At 33.1% G+C, this 20913-nt stretch carries 23 protein-coding genes, 4 tRNA genes and 1 pseudogene; all 28 read right to left on the bottom strand.

Going from position 1 to position 20913, the window contains the following annotated elements; genetic code table 11:
• Positions 1–29 precede the first annotated feature (29 nt).
• Positions 30–968, bottom strand: a complete 939-nt coding sequence (locus tag ACM39_RS03985) for a hypothetical protein (protein ID WP_048509730.1) — start codon at positions 966–968, stop codon at positions 30–32.
• Positions 969–1055: 87 nt separating this feature from the next.
• A complete protein-coding gene (locus tag ACM39_RS03980) occupies positions 1056–1850 on the bottom strand; it encodes a hypothetical protein (protein WP_048509729.1) in 795 nt (264 codons plus the stop codon).
• A 4-nt stretch (positions 1851–1854) separates the two neighbouring features.
• Entirely contained in the window at positions 1855–2055 is a 201-nt protein-coding gene (locus tag ACM39_RS03975) for a hypothetical protein (protein ID WP_048509728.1), read from the bottom strand.
• 79 nt (positions 2056–2134) lie between these two features.
• Positions 2135–2389, bottom strand: coding sequence for a hypothetical protein (locus ACM39_RS03970; RefSeq protein WP_048509727.1), 255 nt, complete (start codon positions 2387–2389; stop codon positions 2135–2137).
• Positions 2386–2757, bottom strand: coding sequence for a hypothetical protein (locus ACM39_RS03965; RefSeq protein WP_131701401.1), 372 nt, complete (start codon positions 2755–2757; stop codon positions 2386–2388). The genes ACM39_RS03970 and ACM39_RS03965 overlap by 4 nt, the downstream gene beginning before the upstream one ends.
• Positions 2758–2771: 14 nt before the next feature.
• Positions 2772–2975, bottom strand: a pseudogene (locus tag ACM39_RS03960) (N-acetylmuramidase domain-containing protein); the annotation flags it as partial.
• Between the two features lie 45 nt (positions 2976–3020).
• Positions 3021–3965, bottom strand: coding sequence for an XAC2610-related protein (locus ACM39_RS03955; protein ID WP_048509724.1), 945 nt, complete (start codon positions 3963–3965; stop codon positions 3021–3023).
• A gap of 5 nt (positions 3966–3970) precedes the next feature.
• Entirely contained in the window at positions 3971–6085 is a 2115-nt protein-coding gene (locus ACM39_RS03950; RefSeq protein WP_048509723.1) for a glycoside hydrolase family 104 protein, read from the bottom strand.
• Positions 6086–6102: 17 nt separating this feature from the next.
• Positions 6103–6594 (bottom strand): DUF4280 domain-containing protein, encoded by a 492-nt coding sequence (locus tag ACM39_RS03945; RefSeq protein WP_048509722.1) that lies wholly within the window; start codon positions 6592–6594, stop codon positions 6103–6105.
• A 396-nt stretch (positions 6595–6990) separates the two neighbouring features.
• Entirely contained in the window at positions 6991–7290 is a 300-nt protein-coding gene (locus ACM39_RS19000; protein ID WP_048509721.1) for a hypothetical protein, read from the bottom strand.
• A gap of 597 nt (positions 7291–7887) precedes the next feature.
• A tRNA-Asp gene (locus ACM39_RS03930) sits at positions 7888–7961 on the bottom strand.
• Between the two features lie 32 nt (positions 7962–7993).
• Positions 7994–8067 (bottom strand) — tRNA-Asp (locus ACM39_RS03925).
• A 34-nt stretch (positions 8068–8101) separates the two neighbouring features.
• Positions 8102–8175, bottom strand: a tRNA-Asp gene (locus tag ACM39_RS03920).
• 36 nt (positions 8176–8211) lie between these two features.
• A tRNA-Asp gene (locus ACM39_RS03915) sits at positions 8212–8285 on the bottom strand.
• Between the two features lie 135 nt (positions 8286–8420).
• Entirely contained in the window at positions 8421–8738 is a 318-nt protein-coding gene (trxA, locus tag ACM39_RS03910) for a thioredoxin (protein ID WP_048509719.1), read from the bottom strand.
• A gap of 86 nt (positions 8739–8824) precedes the next feature.
• Positions 8825–10000: a cysteine desulfurase family protein gene (locus ACM39_RS03905; protein WP_048509718.1), complete on the bottom strand. Its 1176-nt coding sequence runs from the start codon at positions 9998–10000 to the stop codon at positions 8825–8827.
• A gap of 2 nt (positions 10001–10002) precedes the next feature.
• Positions 10003–10467 carry a hypothetical protein gene (locus tag ACM39_RS03900; RefSeq protein ID WP_048509717.1) on the bottom strand — a complete coding sequence of 155 codons (465 nt, stop codon included), beginning with the start codon at positions 10465–10467 and terminating at the stop codon, positions 10003–10005.
• A gap of 23 nt (positions 10468–10490) precedes the next feature.
• Positions 10491–11078, bottom strand: a complete 588-nt coding sequence (locus ACM39_RS03895) for an HAD-IB family hydrolase (RefSeq protein WP_048509716.1) — start codon at positions 11076–11078, stop codon at positions 10491–10493.
• A gap of 7 nt (positions 11079–11085) precedes the next feature.
• On the bottom strand, positions 11086–11811 hold the full coding sequence (locus ACM39_RS03890; RefSeq protein ID WP_048509715.1) for an SDR family NAD(P)-dependent oxidoreductase: 726 nt from the start codon (positions 11809–11811) through the stop codon (positions 11086–11088).
• Positions 11812–11816: 5 nt separating this feature from the next.
• Complete coding sequence (locus tag ACM39_RS03885; protein ID WP_048509714.1) at positions 11817–13133, bottom strand: FAD-binding oxidoreductase; 1317 nt, start codon at positions 13131–13133, stop codon at positions 11817–11819.
• On the bottom strand, positions 13130–14017 hold the full coding sequence (locus tag ACM39_RS03880) for a decaprenyl-phosphate phosphoribosyltransferase (RefSeq protein WP_048509713.1): 888 nt from the start codon (positions 14015–14017) through the stop codon (positions 13130–13132). Before ACM39_RS03880 ends, ACM39_RS03885 begins: the two co-directional genes overlap by 4 nt.
• Before the next feature lie 106 nt (positions 14018–14123).
• A complete protein-coding gene (locus ACM39_RS03875; protein ID WP_048509712.1) occupies positions 14124–14813 on the bottom strand; it encodes an OmpA family protein in 690 nt (229 codons plus the stop codon).
• 22 nt (positions 14814–14835) lie between these two features.
• Positions 14836–15330: a hypothetical protein gene (locus ACM39_RS03870; protein ID WP_048509711.1), complete on the bottom strand. Its 495-nt coding sequence runs from the start codon at positions 15328–15330 to the stop codon at positions 14836–14838.
• A 125-nt stretch (positions 15331–15455) separates the two neighbouring features.
• Positions 15456–17138, bottom strand: coding sequence for a S8 family serine peptidase (locus ACM39_RS03865; protein WP_048509710.1), 1683 nt, complete (start codon positions 17136–17138; stop codon positions 15456–15458).
• Between the two features lie 10 nt (positions 17139–17148).
• Positions 17149–17757: a WbqC family protein gene (locus tag ACM39_RS03860; protein ID WP_048509709.1), complete on the bottom strand. Its 609-nt coding sequence runs from the start codon at positions 17755–17757 to the stop codon at positions 17149–17151.
• 8 nt (positions 17758–17765) lie between these two features.
• A complete protein-coding gene (lepB, locus tag ACM39_RS03855; RefSeq protein WP_048509708.1) occupies positions 17766–18440 on the bottom strand; it encodes a signal peptidase I in 675 nt (224 codons plus the stop codon).
• Positions 18440–20095, bottom strand: a complete 1656-nt coding sequence (gene lepB, locus ACM39_RS03850; RefSeq protein WP_048509707.1) for a signal peptidase I — start codon at positions 20093–20095, stop codon at positions 18440–18442. The genes lepB (ACM39_RS03855) and lepB (ACM39_RS03850) overlap by 1 nt, the downstream gene beginning before the upstream one ends.
• Positions 20096–20206: 111 nt before the next feature.
• A complete protein-coding gene (dapB, locus tag ACM39_RS03845) occupies positions 20207–20908 on the bottom strand; it encodes a 4-hydroxy-tetrahydrodipicolinate reductase (protein ID WP_048509706.1) in 702 nt (233 codons plus the stop codon).
• Positions 20909–20913 lie beyond the last annotated feature (5 nt).

Here is a 20913-nt window from a genome sequence, read left to right as displayed (position 1 = left end):
TTGAATGTGATAACGTTCGGAAACAAATTTTACTTAATCTCATTTTCATTATTCATTAGAAGCCATTGATTATTAGTTCTTTCTCCTCCAACTCCTTTTATTAGATATTTGTCTTTTTCCATTTTGATGCTGAATTTGGGTTCTATAGATATACAATTCATATCATCTCCGACATAGAATAATTTTAAAATATTATTCTGTATGTTTCCAACATATTCTCCTTCACAATTTATCGTTTCATGATATGTATTTTTTGTTAATTTCACATTGTCTGCCGAGCCATTAAAATAATAAGATATACTTCCCATTCCTGTAGTTGTTGCCTCTGTTTCGGTATATGCAAAAAATTTTCGCTGAAATTCTTTAGGAATAATACTTTTTTTGTGACATTGAATAATTTTTATATAATACTGAAACACCCTTTCAGGGATTTTTTTTGTTTCAGCTTCTCCAATTTTAATCCATGTGCCATTCTCGTATAAATAAAAAAATGTCCTTGCATTGTCTTTAATATCAAATTCCTCATCTTGTCCTCCTAAAAATTCAATATACTTTGCGGGAATAAAATCTGCAATAATATAATAATCATCATCTTTTATTGCTTGTTTTATAAGCAATGAATTTTGAGCATCGCTACCATCAATATTATATTTTGAAAAAAAGCCTGTTGGATTATCAATATTCCATAAATACTGAGTGTCGTAATTTTTTCCAATATAATTGACACTAAATGAACCTATTGATTTGTCAAAATAACCATAAGACGGGTATAAATCTCCATTCAAATCATCAGGTACGGAAAATCCATTTTGCTGATATTTTTTGTCTGAAAAGTCAATAGGAATTTCTAACACCTTTTTATTATTTAGAGATGTTGATTTTTTGTTTTCAATCTGAATTTCTTCTTTTTTTTGTCCGTTACAACTGTTTAAAACCAATAGTAGTATACATATAATTATCTGTTTCATTTTATTGGTTTTCCTTTTGTTGTTTCGTCAAATTTTGTTTTCTATAGTCTTCTTTGATTGAAAGTTGAAAATAGAGTTTTTTCATTTTCAACCGTTTTTTTTCAACTCCTGCCAATCCTGATTAATAAATCTTTTGCTTCTTATATAATATTTTCCATTCTCAAATTTTACATAAAAATCATCTACATCATCTTGGTCGCATTTTCCACGAGCGTGCAGGATATTATTTTCTTTGGTTAATTTGTATTCTCCTTCACATCCATAATCTTCCGAATAATCTGCTCCAATACTTAATATTGCTTTTTTTGATGATTCAAATGATAAAAAATAGTCTAATAAAATTTCTTCACCATTATAATTACTGATTGCTTTAGATGATATTTTATAGGAACCTTTCAATTTTTCTAAAGAGGAATTAGAAACAGATACTTTATTATTTTCTGTGATAAAGTAGTTCAGAAATTCTTTTTCAATATTGATAGGAAATATGTTTAATGGCTCTTTTCCTTTTTGATAAAGGAGCAAAGTCCACGGTTTGTATTTTGATAAAGGAAACATTCTTTTTCCTATCTTTACAAAATTATTCTTCCCAAGATTAATGGTATCTATATTATTTTTGATAATAAACTCTCCAGCCTCTGCAACATAAAAATGGGCGTCATCTGCCATAGTATAAAAATCATCTACATTTTTGTATAATTTTTTTAAGCTATCTATTTGGGATAATGTAGGATTAATAAAAATTACCTGGCTTTTATCTTCGAGCTTTATTGTATCTGCTTTAGTTGTATTGTCTGTTATATTATTGACGGAAAGATTAGACTCTTTTTTACAACTTATAAAAACAATAAAGCAAAATATAATTATTGCAAAATATTTCATATTATTATTTTTGTTTTATTTGAATGTGATAGCAGTTATTTTCTTTTAACATATCATCTAATTCTGACCTTTTTTTCATCTCATTCCAAAATGTAGTTTTATTAGCTAAAGCACCGTATGCAACATCAAAAGTATTTAGAAATTCGGGGTTTGCTAAGTGCTTGGAAACCGTAGACGGACCTAATTCATTTATTTTTTGCTCCATTAGCTTTATTATTATTCAATTTAGTAAATCCTGAACCCCTTGTAAACTCTCCCATTCCTTCTAAAGCATCTTGTGTAAATTATATCAAACCAACCGCTCTTGATGAGTTTTCTTTTTCTTTTTGAAAATCTTTAGTTGTCAAAGTATTAGGGGCTTCATTGGCGGTTTTATAGCCTTCTCTGTGATGAGCTTTAAAACTACCCCAAGTTTCCACTTTCATGACTGCCATTAAGCCATTTGCTATTTTTATTTTATTATCTTCTCCCCAAAGTTCGGAACAAATTTCTACAACTTTCTTTCTAAACACACAGCTTACTTTATCTCCCCAAATCAAATCATATTTTTTACATTCACAAACTTTTTCCTCCTTCTTTTCTCTTTTTTAGATATGTATATATCTTCATAATACTCATCTATATTTAGTGGTGTTTCCACGCTAAGAATGATGTTTTTACTATTATATAAAACTTGGGAATAAATTTCTTCATTAATCAATTTATCTTTAATTGGTTGAAAAAAATTTATTTTCTCTGATGAATGACTATTTCTAATTATATCCAAATCATAATTATCCGTGATTTTAATAAGGATGGTGTCATTATTAAATTTCCTTTGAGTTATTTCTTTAGATGTATTTATGAAATTATTTTTATGTTCTTTTTTACAACATAAAAACAATAAAAGCAATATTAAAAAAGGCAATGCTTTTTTTAATATTATAGTTTCTCATATTCATTTTTCATTTTTGTGTGATACTTATTTATTGCATAATCAGGTCCATTATATAATTCAGCTATCTTATTCCAATTTTTTTCTTTCATAGCTTTTATCATTGCTGCTCCTGTAACATCTTTTAAATAAACTTTAAAATAAGCAAAATGCTGAACTTCACACATATTCATTGCTTCTTCCATTTCGTTAGGAGAACCATATAAATATCAACACTTCTGAATACGCACGTGTTCTTAATTTTTATTCAATTCTCGCTGTTCTGATGAAACTTCCCAACTCCCATTAGGTTTAAGACTATATGTATTAAGGTTATAATGACAACATCCTATGACACTTTGAGTTGTAATTCTCTTATTTACAATATTTATATCTTCTGCTAACATTCCGTGTTGTAATGGAAATGAATCTGTAAAAGAAAATATTCCATTTTTACCTTGAAAATAATATTCATACAACTCTCCTCCATTGCCTCCATTATCCCAAATAATTGCAAAGTCCTCTAATCCATCAAAATTAAAATCTTTAATAATAAATTTGTCACATGGTAAATCACGATATGTTGCCCACGAATTTGGCTCAAAATAAATCTCTTGTGACTTTTTGTTTTTCTTATCCGCTATTATAATCCATGCTGAAATTGGATATTTTTGTTTCTTGTCATCCACATATTCTTCTGTTTCTAAGGTAAATTTGTATCTCCCAGTAGCATCATTAAAAGCACAAGATTTATTTTTTGGTTGACAAGGTTTGTTATCAATGGTCTTTATTTTTTTTTCAGATATGAATATATCTGTATTATAGTCATTTAATTTAATTGAAATAATTCCTTTTTCCTCATTTATCCAACTTAAAATGTAATATGAAGATTCTTGCTTATCTACATATAAATAAGTTTGATTTCCCTTATTTTTAATGTGGTCAATAGTGAAATTGGAATCTTCAATAGGAGTGTGATTATATATTTTATTTTTACCTATCTCAATAAATTTATCAATATCTGTGCAATAATAAAATTTATTATTCTCTTTGCTTATAGGTAACCATTTTCCATAATATGAATTGTAATTAGCAACTTTTAGATTATTACTATTGATTATATTATTATCTTCCTTTTTCTGACAAGATATTAATATAGAAAAAAATAGCCATAAATATGATGTTATATTTAACTTCTTCATTGTTTTTAGTTTTTTCTTACTTGAGTTACTGTATAAAAATGCCCATTATAAACTGTTTTTCCTTTTAAGGAGTAATCTGTTTTATCAAAATATAATCTATTGTTATCATTTGCTCCTTTTTCTTTATGGCTTGTACCAACATCATAAAAAAGATAATAACATTTATTACCATCACATTTACGACCTATTATTACAACAAAGTGATCTGTAGAATGATCTGCATTGTTATTAATTTTATAGCCTATTCCATGATCAACACCAACTTGAACCGGATGACCTTTTTCTAACTCACTATCCAAATAAATAATGGCTTCTTTTGAAACCGGAGTGTTGATTATTAATTTAGTATGTTTATCGTCTTCAATGGCTGTTTGGTATACTCTTAATAAAGATGTGGCTTTAAGTCCACTATTTATTAATATATCATCACATGTTTTTTTACAAGCAACCAGTTGCTTATCACGTCCTCCCCATTTTGGGTCAAACTGTGTTTGCCATGTTATTTTATCTCTCAAATCAATTTCTGATTTTCCACATGATGAATTTGTTGAATTGTCGATTGAAATAGCTTTTCCACAACAATCATATCCAAATTCCTTTAAAAATCCTTTTTTCAAATGTAATGGACTTTTACCTGCTAATTCTTCTTGATAAAATTGCTCATATAATTCTAAGACTTTTTCCATCGTTTCAATTGGCTGTCCGTATCTGCCGGGAGGTAAACTTGCCCATTCATAACTTCCATATTTTTCTGTTGCTCCTTTTATATCCCCTTTTATTATTAAATCAAGCATACCTTCCCTTTTATGTTTAAACAAAACTACACAAAATTTATCTTGACCTTCTGGAGAAAAATCTTTAACATTATAAGTTTTTCTTTTATTAATCATATCATTATCACTCCATGTATATCCCATAACTTGATATGCACCGGCTGCAGAACTATAAACTTTTTCTCCATTTTTCTTTGTATACCAAAGAATTTTTATTTGAGGATGTGTGCTCGTATTTTTATTATGAGGGGATTTTGTAAAATTACCGCCTCCAAATAATTTAGTATACCCCGCTTCAAAATCATGAGAAATATAAACAATCTCATTCTTTTTGGTTTCTTTATTATATTTTGATGATTTAATTAATTCTCCCGTCCCTTCTCCTACACGTAACATTCTCATATAAGCTCTCACCCTTGCTTCACATTCACAAACTTTTTCCTCCTTCTTTTCCGGCGGTTCACCTACAACACTCACACTTCTCTCTGTTTTAGGAATAGGGTCAAAGCCCATTTGTTTTTTATATTTCCCTTTTATGATCACTTCTTCAATTACTCCTCCATCATATATTCTATCCGTTTTGTGGTCTGTTACTTTTCCATTCTCATAGGTTTGGTGTACGAGATAATCAGGATTTTCTACCTCCACATTTTTACTGGCTTTCTTGCCGTATTTTGCACTCTCCACCAAAACGTAATATTCGTGCAGCTTGTCGTGGCTGCCGTCCATCATTGCATTGGCAATCTTTGAAAACTCGGCACTCAGCTTGAACTCGTGCCACAAAAAACCGTTGCCGTTGGTGGATTTTGTTACTTCCGCCACTTTGTTTTTTTCGTTCTTCGGGCTGTGTCCGTCGCCCTCTGCATCGTCCTCGTAAAGTGTAAGTTTTAAAAGTTCTCCCGGCATATTCTGCGTGTAAACTTTTACTTTTATGGTCTGGTTGTATTTTAGGATCATATCTTCCTTTATCGGCGTATCGTCCACCATAAAAAGCTCTACTCTGTGGATTTTCTTTTCCGTTCCGGGAATAACTTTTATTTTCAGTCCGGGAGGAGCTGTTTTTTCGGGTTCATAAATATAGGCTTCCACCAAAAGTTCTTTTCCTACGAGAGATTGATTTGTAATGGTGTATGAAACTTCATCTCCTTTTTTCTGTGTGGCAGAAGGACTTGGTTTTAGTTCTCTCCAGGTTCCTTTTTCTTTTACATAGATTTTCCACAAAGCGTTTTTCACCTTGTCGTGGTCTTCCATCCGGTGTATTCTGCTGACTTTATAATACACCTTTTCACCGAGCTTTATTTCGGTTTTTCCCGTGATCTGGGAAATTCCTCTTTTTTGTGTTTCCATCTTTGTGTTTTTGTGTTTTATTCGAAATCAAAGGAACTTTCTTCCTCTTCCAATTCATCAATAAAATTGCTGAAATCAAAGAAAGGATTGATTTCATTCATTATGAAAGGATCAGCATTTTTGAGATTTTGTTTGCTGATTTCTACGGTTTGCCCATGATTCATTACAGTGATCTTTCCGCCGATGGCACACTGCAGTTCGGAAATTTCCGTAAGGCAACTTTTACCCATCACTTTTACTTTGTCGTAAGCTTTTGTCCATTTTCCAAGAGGAGAGAAACTGCAAGGCTGCCCGTTTTTTACGGAACAGCTTCCGAATGGAACGGCAAGAGGATTGAATTGTAAATCGTCTTCGGTTACAGCCAGACAATCGGCTTTTCCGTCTGCATCATTCCAATAGTGTTTTTGGTGGGTTGTTACTTTGAAGTTCGGAAATCTTGTTCCTTTGTCGCAGATTGCTTTGCCTTTTTGGATGACAAAATGTTTTCCATTGTGTTCTGAATTTGACATCATTTATAGTTTTGTGTTTTCTTAAAATTTCTGTATATCTTAATTTTTAACAAAACCAAATATGGAAAATATACTCATTCAAATATAAAAAAAATTTTAAATAACAAAATGAATAATGAATTACTTACCAATCCCCACGCTACTGGAAAAGCACATTTGTAAGCCTAAAGCCAACGCTGGCTTGCAAAAGAGCTTCTCCTTCCAAACTATTTTTTTTAATCTCCCACCCTTTCGGGAATACTACATTTTTCCAATGCTAAGTAATATAACGCAATCACATTATGGAAAGACGATGTTGGTTTGCTAGTAACGAAGCAGAAGACAATGGTTTTGCCTTAGCAGTTTGACCATAATTTCGATTATGTTATTCGCTTGGAAAAGGCAATGGTCAAAATATTATTTTACATCATTACTGAATTTTGTTGCCATAAATTCTTCTACTTCTTCTTCAAAATATTGTTTAACGAACTTACCGTTTTCATCTTCACCAAATTCCTGTTTGATAACTCTGGCTTTGCCTGTATTTCTAGTTTGTTTATAATTTTGAATTGTTTTCGGTGTATGATAATTGACGTAAAATTTCACTGTGTTTACAATTTTCCTTAAATCAAGATTCAGGATTTTATTATTGACTTCTTCATAAGCTACAAATCCGACAATTCTATTTTCTTTAAGATGAACCAAATCATCACGCAACTTTTTAATATTGATAATTACTTTGGCTTTCCTTGGATGATCTTCAATAAAATTGTTGGAAGTAACAGCAGGAACTAATGAAAGCCTGCGTTGAATAGTATTTTTATCAATCTTTTTCCTTCAAATTCCACTTTTGCAAAATCGGGTAAACATTGATTCATAAAAGATTCTAAAGCTAAAAATGAAAAATGACACCTAACGAGCCTACTTTGAAATATAACTAAAAGCAGTGGCACTATTCCATCTAAATTCACTTTGTCTTCCTGTAAAGCTATCCAACAGAAACATTCCAGCTTCATCAATTTGCGGCAGAACATCATACTGCAAAATACCATTATTAGTTATCTTCATATAATGATTAAGAGGGTCTTTTAATGCTTTTTAACATCTTTTTCCGATGTAGCTTTATATACTCTTCCTTTAATGCTTTACGAACTGATTTTAATTCTTCTTTAGGCTGCTGTGTAAGGTTTGAGTAAGTATTTTTTGTTCCCATAATTGGCCCCCTTATATTTTTGATTTGAAACACAACAAAAACAAAAAATCCTCCAAATCATAAGATTTAAAGGATTTTGTAATAATTTGCATTTTTGCTTGCGATCCGGACGGGACTCGAACCCGCGACCTCCGCCGTGACAGGGCGGCATTCTAACCAGCTGAACTACCGGATCAATTTTTTTAAAGTAAATTGATAAACTTTCTGCGATCCGGACGGGACTCGAACCCGCGACCTCCGCCGTGACAGGGCGGCATTCTAACCAGCTGAACTACCGGATCAATTTTTTTTTAAAAGAAATTGAAAAAACTTCTGCGATCCGGACGGGACTCGAACCCGCGACCTCCGCCGTGACAGGGCGGCATTCTAACCAGCTGAACTACCGGATCTAATTTTGTTTTAAAAGTAAATTGATAAACTTTCTGCGATCCGGACGGGACTCGAACCCGCGACCTCCGCCGTGACAGGGCGGCATTCTAACCAGCTGAACTACCGGATCTAATTTGTTTTGTATAAAGAACGTCGTTTCTTTTTTGTGATTGCAAAAGTACAACTTTTTTCGAGACGTGCAAATTATTTTGTAAAAAAAAGCCCTCCAAAAAGCGGAAGGCATTCATTATCAAAATTATTATTTTTATAAGTGTGCGCTTAATTTTTCAGCGATCACTTCTTTTGGAGCTACTCCAACAATTTTATCAACAACTTCTCCATTCTTGAAAATCAAAACTGTAGGAATATTTCTGATACCATACTGCATAGAAATTTCCTGATTGTTGTCTACATCTACTTTTCCTACTACAGCTTTTCCTTCAAAATCTGTTGCCACATCTTCGATGATTGGTCCCAGCGTTCTGCAAGGTCCACACCATACTGCCCAAAAATCTACTAATACCGGCTTATCTGATTTTAAAACCGTTTCCTGAAATGAGCTATCTGTAATTTCTAAAGCCATTTTGTTTCTTTTATTTAAATTAATATTATATTTTTATTCTTAATCCTTAATTGAATGTTCAAAATTACACTTTTTGAGCAATAGAGTTATCTATGCTCAACATTTGTATTTTCTATAACGAAATCTTTAGAAATTTCTTTCAGGGCATTAACGAAAACATCAATTTCAGCCCTGGTGGTCAAATGGCTAAATGAGATACGTAATGGTGTACAATGGTCCATTTCATCTTCGGATAAAACCATCATCATAACCATCGAAGGTTTAGATGCCCCCGAAGAACACGCACTTCCTTGAGAAATTGCAATACCTTTCATGTCTAGCTGAAGACCAATCAAAGGATTTTTATAAGGCAATAGAGCGCTTAAAACCGTGTAAAGACTATTTCCCCTCTCTGCGCTTCTTCCATTGAACTTAATCCCCGGAATCTCTGCTAAAAGCCTTTCTGCCGTATAATCTTTAATTTCCTGCATGTGGTTTGTATAGGCTTCCATATTATTAAGAGAAATTTCTAATGCTTTTCCTAAGCCTACAATTCCCGCAACGTTTTCAGTCCCTGCTCTTAAACTTCTTTCCTGAGGTCCTCCCGTGATAATTCCTTTCAAGCCGCTGGATTTTCTAATAAAAGCAAAACCAACACCTTTTGGCCCGTGGAATTTATGGGCGCTGCAAGATGCAAAATCAACCTGAATATCAGAGAAATCCAAGTTCATATGAGCCATTGTCTGCACCGTATCAGAATGGAAAAGAGCATTGTTGGCTTTACATAATTCTGCAATTTTTTTAATGTCTGCAATATTTCCAATCTCATTATTGGCGTGCATTAAGCTTACCAACGTCTTTTTATCTGAAGCCTTTAAAAGTTCTTCTAATTTATCAAGATCAATATCTCCTTTTTCGTTCGGACGGATATAGTTTACTTCTACTCCTTTCCTGGTTTTCATATCCAAAATGCTTTCAGAAACACATTTGTGTTCCATAGGAGAACTGATGATTCTTTCTACTCCAAGATGTTCAACGCTGGATTTGATAATCATGTTGTTTGACTCTGTACCGCAAGACGTAAAAATAATTTCTGCAGGAGTCACATGAAGATAATCGGCAACCTGCCTTCTTACGTTTTCGATAAGAATCTTTGCTTCCTGCCCAAAACTGTGCGTGGAAGAAGGGTTCCCGAAGCTCATCTTCATGGTACCAACCATTGCATCGATAACTTCTTCAGAAAGAGGCGTAGTTGCAGCGTTATCTAAATATATTTTATTCATTTTTAGTTTGAAGATTTTAATTCTACAGAGGTGAAATTGTAATTTGAGGGAACTGTAAAAATTATATAAGGGTTTGAAATCATCTGTATTTCCATCCCGCCATGTTCCACATAAGGAACCTCAACATACAAAACATTATCTTTTACAGAAATGCTCTTAATTTCAGTAATTTTGTGATCACCAGACCTGAACATTCCCAAATTGTATAAAACAACTTTTTTATCCTTTGGAAATTTAGGAGTTTCTGTAGCCGGGGCTTCAGCTCCAAACTCTACAAGGGAGTTTCCTTTCAACGCTTTCTGGAAATCCTGCTCATTTTTAATGATGGTAAAACCAGCCTGATCTGCTCCACCTTGTGATTCAGTAGCAATTATTTCTGTTTTTGTCTGCATTTCAGATGATTTTTGAGATGGCGCGCTTGTGCAACTCATAATAATGGCAGAGCACAATATAAGCAGTCTTTTCATTTTACATTTTTACTATTCCAAAATTAATGAAAAAATTGATAATGACCTTCATTTGCCCAACCAAGCATATCTTTATCTCCGGAAGTATCTCCGAAAGCAATGATTTTATCATACTTAGAGCCGTTTATTTCTGCTTTTATACGAAGTAATTTTTCCTTACCATTGCAATTTTTTCCAATAAAATTTCCTGTAAAAATACCATTTTTAAACTCTGCTTTCGTAGAAACCAACTGCATTTTCAATGCATCGGCAAAAGGTTTAGCCCAAATATCCAGTGAGGCCGTTACAAGCAGGCTTTGTGTATTATTTCTATCAATATTATTAATAAAATCTAATGCGTTCTCTCTTACAATCTGAGGATAATGTTCTTCAAAAAACTGTTGAGATTTTTTTTCGATTTTTTCTTGTGTCTGTCCTTTTAAAATAGAGCCAATAAAACTTTTCTTTACCTTTTCGGTTTCAGCAAGCTTTAATTTCAGTAATATGAAAAGCGGAACATGTTTTAAAAACTGTATGTGAAACTTCGTGGAATCATAAAACTTCAGATACATAAACATTGTATCTTTATAAGTAATAGTGCCATCAAAATCGAAACAATACAATTTTTTCATTAGTATACTAAAGCTTTAATTTTTTAAATATAAATTCAGGAATATTCCTTATAATCATCATTATAACAGCCCAAACCGGCAAAACATATGCTACGTTCTTTTGTTTTTTGTATGCTTTGAAAATACACGCTGCTGCCTGCTTTGGTGAAGCTGTCAATTTCGGATTCAAAGGCAGCCCTTCCGTCATTTTGGTTGCCATAAATCCCGGTTTTATGGTAAGAACATGAACTTTTTTGTCGAAAAGGTAATTTCTTAAACCACTCAAGTAAGCCGTAAAAGCTGCTTTTGCACTACCGTAAATAAAATTACTCTGCCTTCCTCTGTCTCCTGCTACCGATGACAACCCGATAATTGTCCCCGATCTTCTGCTTTCAAATTTTTGGGCAAAATAATTCATCACAGGAACCAGTTTTGAATAATTAATATCAATTATCTTTTCTGTATTTTTATTGTCATACAAGCCTTCTTCTGTCCCATCACCCAAATATCCTGTTGCACAAAATAACAGATTTGAATTGATATTTTCAAAATTATTGTAATCAATTTCTTTCATCAAATCGAGCTCAATAACCTGAGACTGCTGAAGAAATTTCACATCAATATGTCTTGCAAACCTTTCAGCAGTCTCTTTATTAGAGGTAAAAAGATAGATTCTTTCAAATTTTTCTCCTTCCTGCAAAGCTTTTTCTACAAAAGCCTGTGCCACTTCAGATGTACTTCCTAAAACGATCATTTCCTCTAGTTATTATTTATGATTCTTTTGTGCTGCATAGACACAAATTTCGGATTTTGAATATTCTTAAGATAATTCGTCAAAGAAGATTTACTCATGCTGTCTTTCGTGAGGTAAATTCTGCCACCAAATTCCTGGACAATATTATCTAATTTCTCAACCAGTTTTTTCAGTTTTGAATTTACTTTAAAATCAAGTGCCAAAGTATATCCTTCAATCGGAAACGAGTTATAAGCTTCCGGATTATTTTTTCCAAATAATTTTAAAACCGCCAAGAAAGAGCCATTTCCACTGTTTGCAATGGTTTCAAGAATTTTTTTCATTCCTTCCTTTCCTGTTTCTTTGGGGATTACCATCTGATATTGAATAAATCCTGATTTTCCATAGATTTTGTTCCATTCATTGATAACATCCAAAGGATAGAAAAAAGTTTCGTAATCGATAAAATTTTTGACTTCTTTTTTAGACTGTTTTTTATAATACAAAAAATTAAAAATCTTAACAGTAAGCGAATTTAAAACAAATCCCGGAAAGTAAAAAGGAATTGTAGGCTGTGGTTTTTTCTTTAATCTTAAAGGTTTTTGTGCCAATGTTTGAGGTAATTCATGTTGGAAGGCATGTTCTCCCCTCATCAGAATACTTCGCCCGATATCTTTCCCCTTTTGAAGACAGTCAATCCATGCAACAGTATAAGTCCAGCTTTCACTTTCGTCAAATAATCTGAAAATCTCATCAAGATTTTCAGCTTTAATGCTCTCCTGACGAATATATGCAGATTCTATATTTTTAAGCTTAAATTTTGCTGAAAGAATGATTCCCGTAAGCCCCATCCCCCCGATACTGGCCCAAAACCTATCTGAGTTTTCCTCTCTTGAGCAGGTAATAATCTCACCGTTTTCGATCATTAATTTAAAATCAATCACGTATTCAGAAAAACAGCCTTCAGCATGATGGTTTTTACCATGGACATCTGAAGCAATTGCTCCCCCAACCGAAATATACTTCGTACCCGGGGTCACATATAAAAAATATCCCTGAGGAACTGAAACCTCCAAAACATCTGAAAGCAGAACACCTGATTCACATTCAATAACTCCGTTTAACCGATCAAAACTGATGAATTTATTTAATCTCTTAGTTGAAAATATATGTTCGCCCAATGAGGCATCTCCGTAACATCTGCCATTTCCCCTTGCGATAACTTCATTATGATTTAAAACAAATTCTTTTATTTTTTTGAAACTGTCTTCAGACTTCATTTCTTTTTCCACTATGGGAAAATTGCCCCAGTTTGTAACTTTTTGTATAAAATTCGGCTTCATTTTTTAAAATAGATTTGGATTAAAAATGCAGCAACCCATAAAAGTAAGGTAATCTGGATATACCTGTCTCTGTAAACAATTTTGGTTGGCGATTCTGTTCTGTTGTACACTAAAGTCTGCTGTAAATATCTTAAAAAAGCAAATACCACAAAAATAACGGTATAGAAAACCCTTTCATGAAATCTCGCCTGAACTTCCGGTGATAAGGTAAACATTAAATAACAAACAATTGCCAAAGTCACCGAAATTGACAAAGCAATATCTGCAAACTGAACGTTATACCCATCTAAAGCTTTTCTTGTTTTCCCAGAAACCTGAGCATTAATAAGTTCCCCTCTTCTCTTTCCAATTGCTAAAACCAAAGCCAGAACGAAAGTCAATAAAATTGCCCATTGAGAAATATTGATGCCTGTAATATAACCTCCGGCTAAAACTCTTAGCACAAAACCAATTGCTATTATACAAATATCAATAATCGGAACATGTTTTAGTTTGAAAGTATAGGCTAAATTCATCACAAAATAAGTAGCAATAATGGTTGCAAACTTCCAAAGGTTCTGATTAAAACACATGTGAGCAATAAATACCAAAGCAATATCAATGATAATTATTGATATGAGAACTCCTACCGCCTTTGATTTTGAAATTACCCCGCTTGCAAGTGGCCTTCTTCTCTTTTCCGGATGTTTTCTATCTTCTTCAATGTCGTTATAATCATTTAAAATATAAACAACGCTGGCAGCCAAAGAAAATATAATAAAAGCAAAAATACTTTTACTGAGTAGATCTATGTTTTTGATACTGCCTGAAAAGAATAGAGGAACAAATACAAATAGGTTTTTCACCCATTGCTCTACACGAAGCAGCTTGAAATATTTTTTCATTTATGTGAATTCAAATGCAAAAGTAGTAAATTCAAAATTATTGTATAAAAATACAAAAAAAACCGCCTGGGCGGTTCTTTACGAAAATATTTATATATTAAATTAATTATTGCCCTTGCTGAGCTTCATTAATCATTTTTTCGTTTGCCGTAATGGCAAATTCTACTCTTCTGTTTTTAGCTCTGCCTTCATCAGTATCGTTTGTAGCGATTGGCATACTCTCGCCTTCTCCTTTTGTAATCATTCTGCTAGATGCAATTCCTTTTCCAGACAAATACGCCTTTACAGCGTCTGCTCTTCTCTGAGAAAGCGACAGATTATAAGAGTCTGAGCCTTTACTATCCGTATGACCATAGATATTAATATCCGTATCCGGATTGTCAGCAAGAACTTTAGCCAGTTTATCAAGGTTTGCCTGGGCAGGAGAAGTAAGATTTGAAGAGTCAAAAGCAAAGTTCACAATGCTTTCGTTTAAGGTAATCTTAATACCATCTCCTACTCTTTCTACTTGGGCTCCAGGTAAAGTTTCTTTAATTTCTTTAGCCTGTTTGTCCATTTTGTTACCGATAACGTTACCGGCAACACCGCCGATAATCCCTCCCAGTACTGCTCCTAAAGCAGAATTCTTTCCATTTCCAACGTTATTTCCTAAGATCCCCCCAATAACTGCCCCTGATGCGGCGCCTACTGCTGTACCTCTTTGCTGGTGATTTGAATTTTGAACAGCCTCACAACTCGTAAGTAAAAGTGCTGATGATAAGAATAGTGCTCCGATATATGTTTTAGTAAATTTCATTTTTTTTATCTTTTGTGGTTAATTATTTCATTCCTGTTCTTTCAAAGTTGTAGACAACTCTTACATTTTCTCCGTCAAAAGGAACGTTTTGCTCAAGCGAAAACTGATCCGTAGACTGATTTATCAAGGTCAACACATATCCCGCTGTATTTTGTTTTGCTTTTGTACCGTCAGCTATTTTCTTAAACTCAAAGGTATTTCCGCTTTTTACATCAATTTTAATTGGCTGTGTAAATCCTGCCCCACAGTTTCCTCCTCCGCTTAGAGTATAAGCTCCTGTCCAATTATTTGGGATTAATCTCCAATGGCTTCCTACAAAACATTGCGCATCAATTCCTTCGTCGAAAGGCTTAATTTTAAATTTCTTATCGTAATCAATGCTTACGACCTGCCAATCTCCTTTCATTTTCAGGAATTCTGATCTCTGGTTTTGAGCTGTTTTTGCATTATTAACTGTGGAACAAGACACCGCAAAAAGTGAAGTTCCCAACATTCCTGCAAGTAGTAACTTTTTCATATTGTTGTTTATTATTATAGATATATTAAAGTTACAAAAAAGTGTGCCAAAATTAAAAAATAGAAATAAAAAAGTCCGAAAAATTCGGACTTTCTATGCTTTCGCCTTAAATACAGACAGATATATTATTTTTTAACAGGCTTTTTTACGGATTTTGCACGTTTTGCAGAAGATACAGATTTTCCATTATAGAAATTTGTGTAGGCATACTCTGCTGCTCTTTTCACATCAATCACCCCTCCGGCCTGAGAAAAATCATTAAACTGATTTTCTGTATTCGGATTACTTGATTTTACTAAGGCTTCAATAATCTGATAAGGCTTCAAATTCGGCATATAAGCCAGTAAAACAGCCGCTGCTCCAGCTACTACCGGAGACGCCATAGAAGTGCCCTGTAAATATTCATACTCGTTATGAGGAACTGTAGAATAAATCTCTTCACCCGGGGCAAATACGTTTACCATATTCTTATTGAAGTTTGAAAAGCTGGCTCTTAATTCATTATTTTTATTGGTACTTGCTCCTACAACGAGTACGTTGTTCACAAATGGTTTTTCGTCCGTAATATTTTTAAAGTTTGTAGGATAAGCAAGATGCTCTGCAACGTCTTCGTTTTCATTTCCGGCCGCTTTTACTAAAAGTACTCCTTTATCTTCAGCATATTTAAATGCATCCCAAACAACGTCTTTACCAGGGGAAACCGGTTTACCAAAACTCATGTTTAAAACTTTAGCACCATTATCTACAGCATATCTGATAGCGTTTGCAACATCTTTATCTCTTTCATCTCCGTTCGGAACCGTTCTTACAGACATAATCTTAGCTACTTTAGAAGCTACACCATACTGAACTTCTTTTCCTTGCGGAAGCCCCGCAATAATACCGGCAACATGGGTTCCGTGTCTTGCATCAGGACCTTCATAGTGGTTATTTCCATAATCTTTCTGAGAATAATCATCATAATTGTCACCTACAATTTCAGCTCTCGGATCAAAATTCAAATCATATTGTTGAGCTTTAGGAGTATATTCTTCTAAAGCTTCTTTCATTTCTTTTGTAATTTGTTTTTCAAAATCTGCACTTGATTTTCCCTGAAATTCAGGATTTTGAGAAAGCTGATTTAAAACCTGTAGAGCAAAAGCATCCTTTTGATCTGTCACTGACTTTATTGCACTGACATTTTCAGGTGTTAATGACTTACCTCCCAATAATCTGATCATATTAGGAATAGATTCTTTTATCATTGTAAAAGTTTGCAAACCCTGTCTTCCTTCAATACTTTTTTTAGTAAACATTTCTTTAGACTTCATATACATTGCAAACTCTTCAGGCATTTTAGCTTGATTAGCTTTATTTTTTGTAGAATCGTCACCTTCAAAAACAGGCTTATATTTTTTCACAACACGAGTTACCTCCATGTTATCTACATCAATATCGCCGTTTTTCCCGCCAATGAAATTCCATCCATGAATATCATCGACATATCCGTTTCCATCATCATCTTTCCCATTATCTGGAACTTCATTTGGATTTGACCAAATGTTTTTAATCAAACCCGGGTGATCTACCTGAACACCGCTATCTAAAACACCTACAACAACCGTAGTTGGTTTAAGACCTTTGGATTCCAAATATTTATAGGCATTTACAGTGTTTACACCATATACTTTAGAAGTTGCAAAATCTTTGTGATACCACGTCATCAAATCTTTATCTTCTTTCGGGTCAACGGTTTTTCCTTTAGCATCCTGCGCAAAAGCCAGGTTTAAGCCTGTCAAAAAAACGGCAGCTAACAATACCTTTTTCATATGAGTATAATTATTTAATATTTTTAATATAAGTCAAAGATTCCGGTCCCTTGTTACAAATTAGATCCAAAACCGATAAATCTTTTAAAAATCCCAATTTATCTGTGAAAGTCTGATAGTAATCTTCCATTTGAAATTCTGAAGGTAACTTTGCGGAAAATTTTTCACGAAAGTTTATTTCGACAGGATCTTTGATGTATTCTATATTCAAAGAGTGTGCCTTTTCTGTTTTTAATATCTGCTGAATAATTTCTAATCCTTTAAGGTTAAAATCTAAAAGATTTTTTTCTTTCAAATCAAATATTTTTCTGAGTTTATCTTCATAATATTCAAAATACGGAGAACTTTGATAAGCTGTCTTGATTGATTTCCAATGAAGATTTCTCCAATCCTCCCTGTACGAAATTTCAATATCTTTCATTTCTCTTTTCCCATTATGATTGATTGGGATGATTAATGAAAGTTTTCCGTTTGCTCCATAAATATTAGCTCTGTTTCTGTATGTCTGCTTTGGAAAATTTTCAAATTGTTCGAAAAGCACTTCATTTTCAGTATCTAAAAACACTGAAAACCAAGAAATCGGTGGTAAATAAAACACCGGCAATAATACATTTTGCATAATTATTTTTAATTATTTGGATAAATAATTCTTCCCGTAATTTTATCTTCATCTACAAATCCTATGTATCGCGAATCCAAACTTGCATTACGATTGTCTCCCAAAAAGAATACTTTATTAATAGGAATAATTACAGGGCCAAAATTATCTGCGGTCCAATTTTTATTATAAATTCTAAAAATATCATTATCCACATTTGGATTTATGAATCTTTCGTAAAAAAAATTTTTATTTAATTCGTTTTTGCTTAGTTGAGTAATAAAATAATCTTTATCAATTTGAAAAAAATCATTTTCAGAAAAACCCTCCATCATTAAATAATTAACAAAAGCCCTGTCTATTTTATAAGAATGTTTCAGATTAAATTTAGAATCCACTAAAATATTATTAACAAATAGATCACCGTTTCTCATATAAATTTTATCCCCAGCCACTCCTACAAGGCGTTGTACAAAAACACCTTTACCAAATTCATTATCCTGATTATAAGTTAGTAATTTATTCTTGTCATAAGGTAAAATATTGGTAAGGACAACAAATGATTTTCTTTTAATTGTAGGTTCACCTCCGGCCTGTGGTACAAAAGCATATTGCAAAACCCCTGAGAGTTTTGCAATAATAAAAAGAGTTACAATAAAGCTTCCGGTAAGAAGAACTTTATTAAATATTTTATTTTTAAACACTATTCTTCAGTTTTTTTCTTTCTGAAAAGTTTTGCAAAATAATCCCATCCAAAGAATAAGATAAGAATCATTACAGCAATCCACCAATACGAAGCTTTATTGGCTTCACCCGTATTTGTTGCTTTAAACATTCTTTCCCAACGGATTTTTTTAGGAGCCTGATATGTTGAGCTCGCATCTGAGAAAACACCTTGTACGCTCATCCATGTAAACATTGGTTTTCCAACGATGTTCTCTTCAGGAACAAAACCAAAGAATCTTGCATCCAAAGAAGCGTCTCTGTTATCTCCCACCATCATATAGTAATCCTGTTTGATAGTATATTGATTTGTTTCTTTTCCGTTAATGAAAATTTTTCCGTTTTTATTTTCTAATTTATTGTTTTCGTATTTAGAAATAATCCATTGATATTCCGGTAATGTTTCCTGATTAATAGTAACAACATCCCCTTTTTTAGGTATTGTAAGCGGACCGTACCAATCCTGGTTCCAAGGTTTGTTGATTGGGAAAATAGATTGAGTAGTATCAATGCTTTTGGTATAAGCCGTTTTATCAGCATTTAATTTATAAGAAATTGTTGCAGAACCTTTTGGAAAGATATTTTCTTCCATACTGATAACACTAGGCAAAGCTTTAATTTCTTTAGCAGTCTTATCAGTAAGTCCTTGAAATATATAAACAAATCCCTTATCTTGTTGTTCTTCTCTAACAGGTAAGAAACCGTAAGTATCATATAAACTAGGTATATCAATTTGCTCACCGCTCAGTACCGTATATCCATGCTGAACCTCCTGATCTCCCAAAACAGTTTCTGGTTTTCCGTTTACGAAAAGTCTTCCTGCTCTCATTTCGAAAGTATCACCGGCAACTGCAACACATCTTTTTACGTAAGGATCTTTTCTGTCAATTGCTGTATGCACAGAATCCTGTGGATAGTTAAAAACTACAACATCATTCTTCTGTGGTTTATTGAATTGGAGAATTCTTTCGTAAGGAAGTTTTACTCCATCAACATAAGATTTTGGATCATCTTTAGGATTTCCCTTTTCACCTGAATCGAAAATCGTTCCCTGTAAGAAAGGAATTGCAAGAGGACGCATCGGCAATCTGTAACCATAGCTCCATTTATTTACAAAAAGGAAATCACCTACTAATAATGTTCTTTCCATTGAACCTGTAGGAATCCCGAAAGGCTGCGTTACAAAAACATGGATAATCGTTGCAAAAACTACTGCGAATGTGATAGAGCCTGCAAAAGTATCTTTCTTTTTTGTACTTTTTTCTTCGTCTGTTAAGAATAATTCATCAGCATTTTCATCTTCTAACTCTACATCTTTAGAATAATTTACCGTTGCCATATAAATAAACGGAAGAATTACCGTAAGAAGCTGATTCTGGAAAAGGGTTTTTCCGAATTTTTTCATTAAATAAATATGAAAAACAGACATCATGATAGGACCTACGATTGGTAAATACGATAAAATTGCCCACCATTTCGGATGTTTTGTTTCTTTTAAAATAATGAAATAGTTGTAAAAAGGGATAAATGCAAATAATGGGCTATACCCCATTTTTTTGAATAGCTTCCAAGTTGATATCCCCATCAATACAGATAAAATGAGAACGTATACTGTATAAGTTAAAAAATAATTCATAAATTTTTGTGCCTAATCTATAATTATGAGTAATTGGTAATGAGCAATGAGTAATTTTTACCTCCCATTATTTCTTACTATTAGTTTGCAATTTAAGAGATTTGTTACAAATTAAAGTCCCAAAACATCTTTCATAGCGAAATTTCCTTTTTTTCCTTTAATCCATTCTGCAGCGACTACTGCTCCCAGCGCAAAACCATTTCTATTAAAAGCAGTGTGCTTAATTTCAATTTCGTCAACCTCGCTTCTGTAGAAAACACTATGAGTACCAGGAACTTCATCTTCACGGATTGCAAAAATACCCAACTGATTCCCTTGTGTCTCTTCCAGCTTCCATGCTTCAAATTTTGGATTATGTTTAAAGATACCCTCTGCAATGGAAATTGCCGTCCCACTTGGGGCATCAAGCTTATGAATGTGGTGAATTTCTTCTAACTGACAAGAATATTCATCGACATTTTTCATTAAGTCTGCCAATTTTTCGTTTAAAGCAAAAAATAAATTCACTCCTAAACTAAAATTTGAACCATATAAAAATGCTGTTCCGTTATCAACTGCAATTTGTTCTATTTCAGGCTTCTTTTCAAGCCACCCTGTTGTCCCACAGATTACAGGAATTTTATTTTCCAGGCAGACTTTGATATTTTCAAATGCTACTTCCGGTAAAGAAAATTCAATCGCCACATCTGGATTATTAAGATTTTCAGCAGTAGGAGTCTCTTTCAGACGGGCCACTACTTCATGACCCCTTTTTGTGGCAATTTCATCAATGATTTTACCCATTTTCCCATATCCTACTAATGCTATTTTCATAAAAT

The sequence above is a fragment of the Chryseobacterium sp. FH2 genome (assembly GCF_001045455.1).
GTDB lineage: Bacteria > Bacteroidota > Bacteroidia > Flavobacteriales > Weeksellaceae > Chryseobacterium.
Note: the sequence above shows the minus strand (reverse complement) of the source record. Positions and strands in the feature narration are given on the sequence as shown.

Excerpts from the sequence above, each read along its gene's own strand:
- ACM39_RS03985 (WP_048509730.1), bottom strand. The coding sequence starts at position 968 with ATGAAACAGATAATTATATGTATACTACTATTGGTTTTAAACAGTTGT.
- ACM39_RS03870 (WP_048509711.1), bottom strand. The coding sequence starts at position 15,330 with ATGAAAAAGTTACTACTTGCAGGAATGTTGGGAACTTCACTTTTTGCG.
- ACM39_RS03905 (WP_048509718.1), bottom strand. The coding sequence starts at position 10,000 with ATGAATAAAATATATTTAGATAACGCTGCAACTACGCCTCTTTCTGAA.
- ACM39_RS03975 (WP_048509728.1), bottom strand. The coding sequence starts at position 2,055 with ATGGAGCAAAAAATAAATGAATTAGGTCCGTCTACGGTTTCCAAGCAC.
- ACM39_RS03945 (WP_048509722.1), bottom strand. The coding sequence starts at position 6,594 with ATGTCAAATTCAGAACACAATGGAAAACATTTTGTCATCCAAAAAGGC.
- lepB (WP_048509707.1), bottom strand. The coding sequence starts at position 20,095 with ATGAATTATTTTTTAACTTATACAGTATACGTTCTCATTTTATCTGTA.
- ACM39_RS03895 (WP_048509716.1), bottom strand. The coding sequence starts at position 11,078 with ATGAAAAAATTGTATTGTTTCGATTTTGATGGCACTATTACTTATAAA.
- ACM39_RS03980 (WP_048509729.1), bottom strand. The coding sequence starts at position 1,850 with ATGAAATATTTTGCAATAATTATATTTTGCTTTATTGTTTTTATAAGT.
- ACM39_RS03900 (WP_048509717.1), bottom strand. The coding sequence starts at position 10,467 with ATGAAAAGACTGCTTATATTGTGCTCTGCCATTATTATGAGTTGCACA.
- ACM39_RS03880 (WP_048509713.1), bottom strand. The coding sequence starts at position 14,017 with ATGAAAAAATATTTCAAGCTGCTTCGTGTAGAGCAATGGGTGAAAAAC.
- dapB (WP_048509706.1), bottom strand. The coding sequence starts at position 20,908 with ATGAAAATAGCATTAGTAGGATATGGGAAAATGGGTAAAATCATTGAT.
- ACM39_RS03860 (WP_048509709.1), bottom strand. The coding sequence starts at position 17,757 with ATGCAAAATGTATTATTGCCGGTGTTTTATTTACCACCGATTTCTTGG.
- ACM39_RS03890 (WP_048509715.1), bottom strand. The coding sequence starts at position 11,811 with ATGATCGTTTTAGGAAGTACATCTGAAGTGGCACAGGCTTTTGTAGAA.
- ACM39_RS03950 (WP_048509723.1), bottom strand. The coding sequence starts at position 6,085 with ATGGAAACACAAAAAAGAGGAATTTCCCAGATCACGGGAAAAACCGAA.
- trxA (WP_048509719.1), bottom strand. The coding sequence starts at position 8,738 with ATGGCTTTAGAAATTACAGATAGCTCATTTCAGGAAACGGTTTTAAAA.
- ACM39_RS03865 (WP_048509710.1), bottom strand. The coding sequence starts at position 17,138 with ATGAAAAAGGTATTGTTAGCTGCCGTTTTTTTGACAGGCTTAAACCTG.
- ACM39_RS03885 (WP_048509714.1), bottom strand. The coding sequence starts at position 13,133 with ATGAAGCCGAATTTTATACAAAAAGTTACAAACTGGGGCAATTTTCCC.
- ACM39_RS03955 (WP_048509724.1), bottom strand. The coding sequence starts at position 3,965 with ATGAAGAAGTTAAATATAACATCATATTTATGGCTATTTTTTTCTATA.
- ACM39_RS03875 (WP_048509712.1), bottom strand. The coding sequence starts at position 14,813 with ATGAAATTTACTAAAACATATATCGGAGCACTATTCTTATCATCAGCA.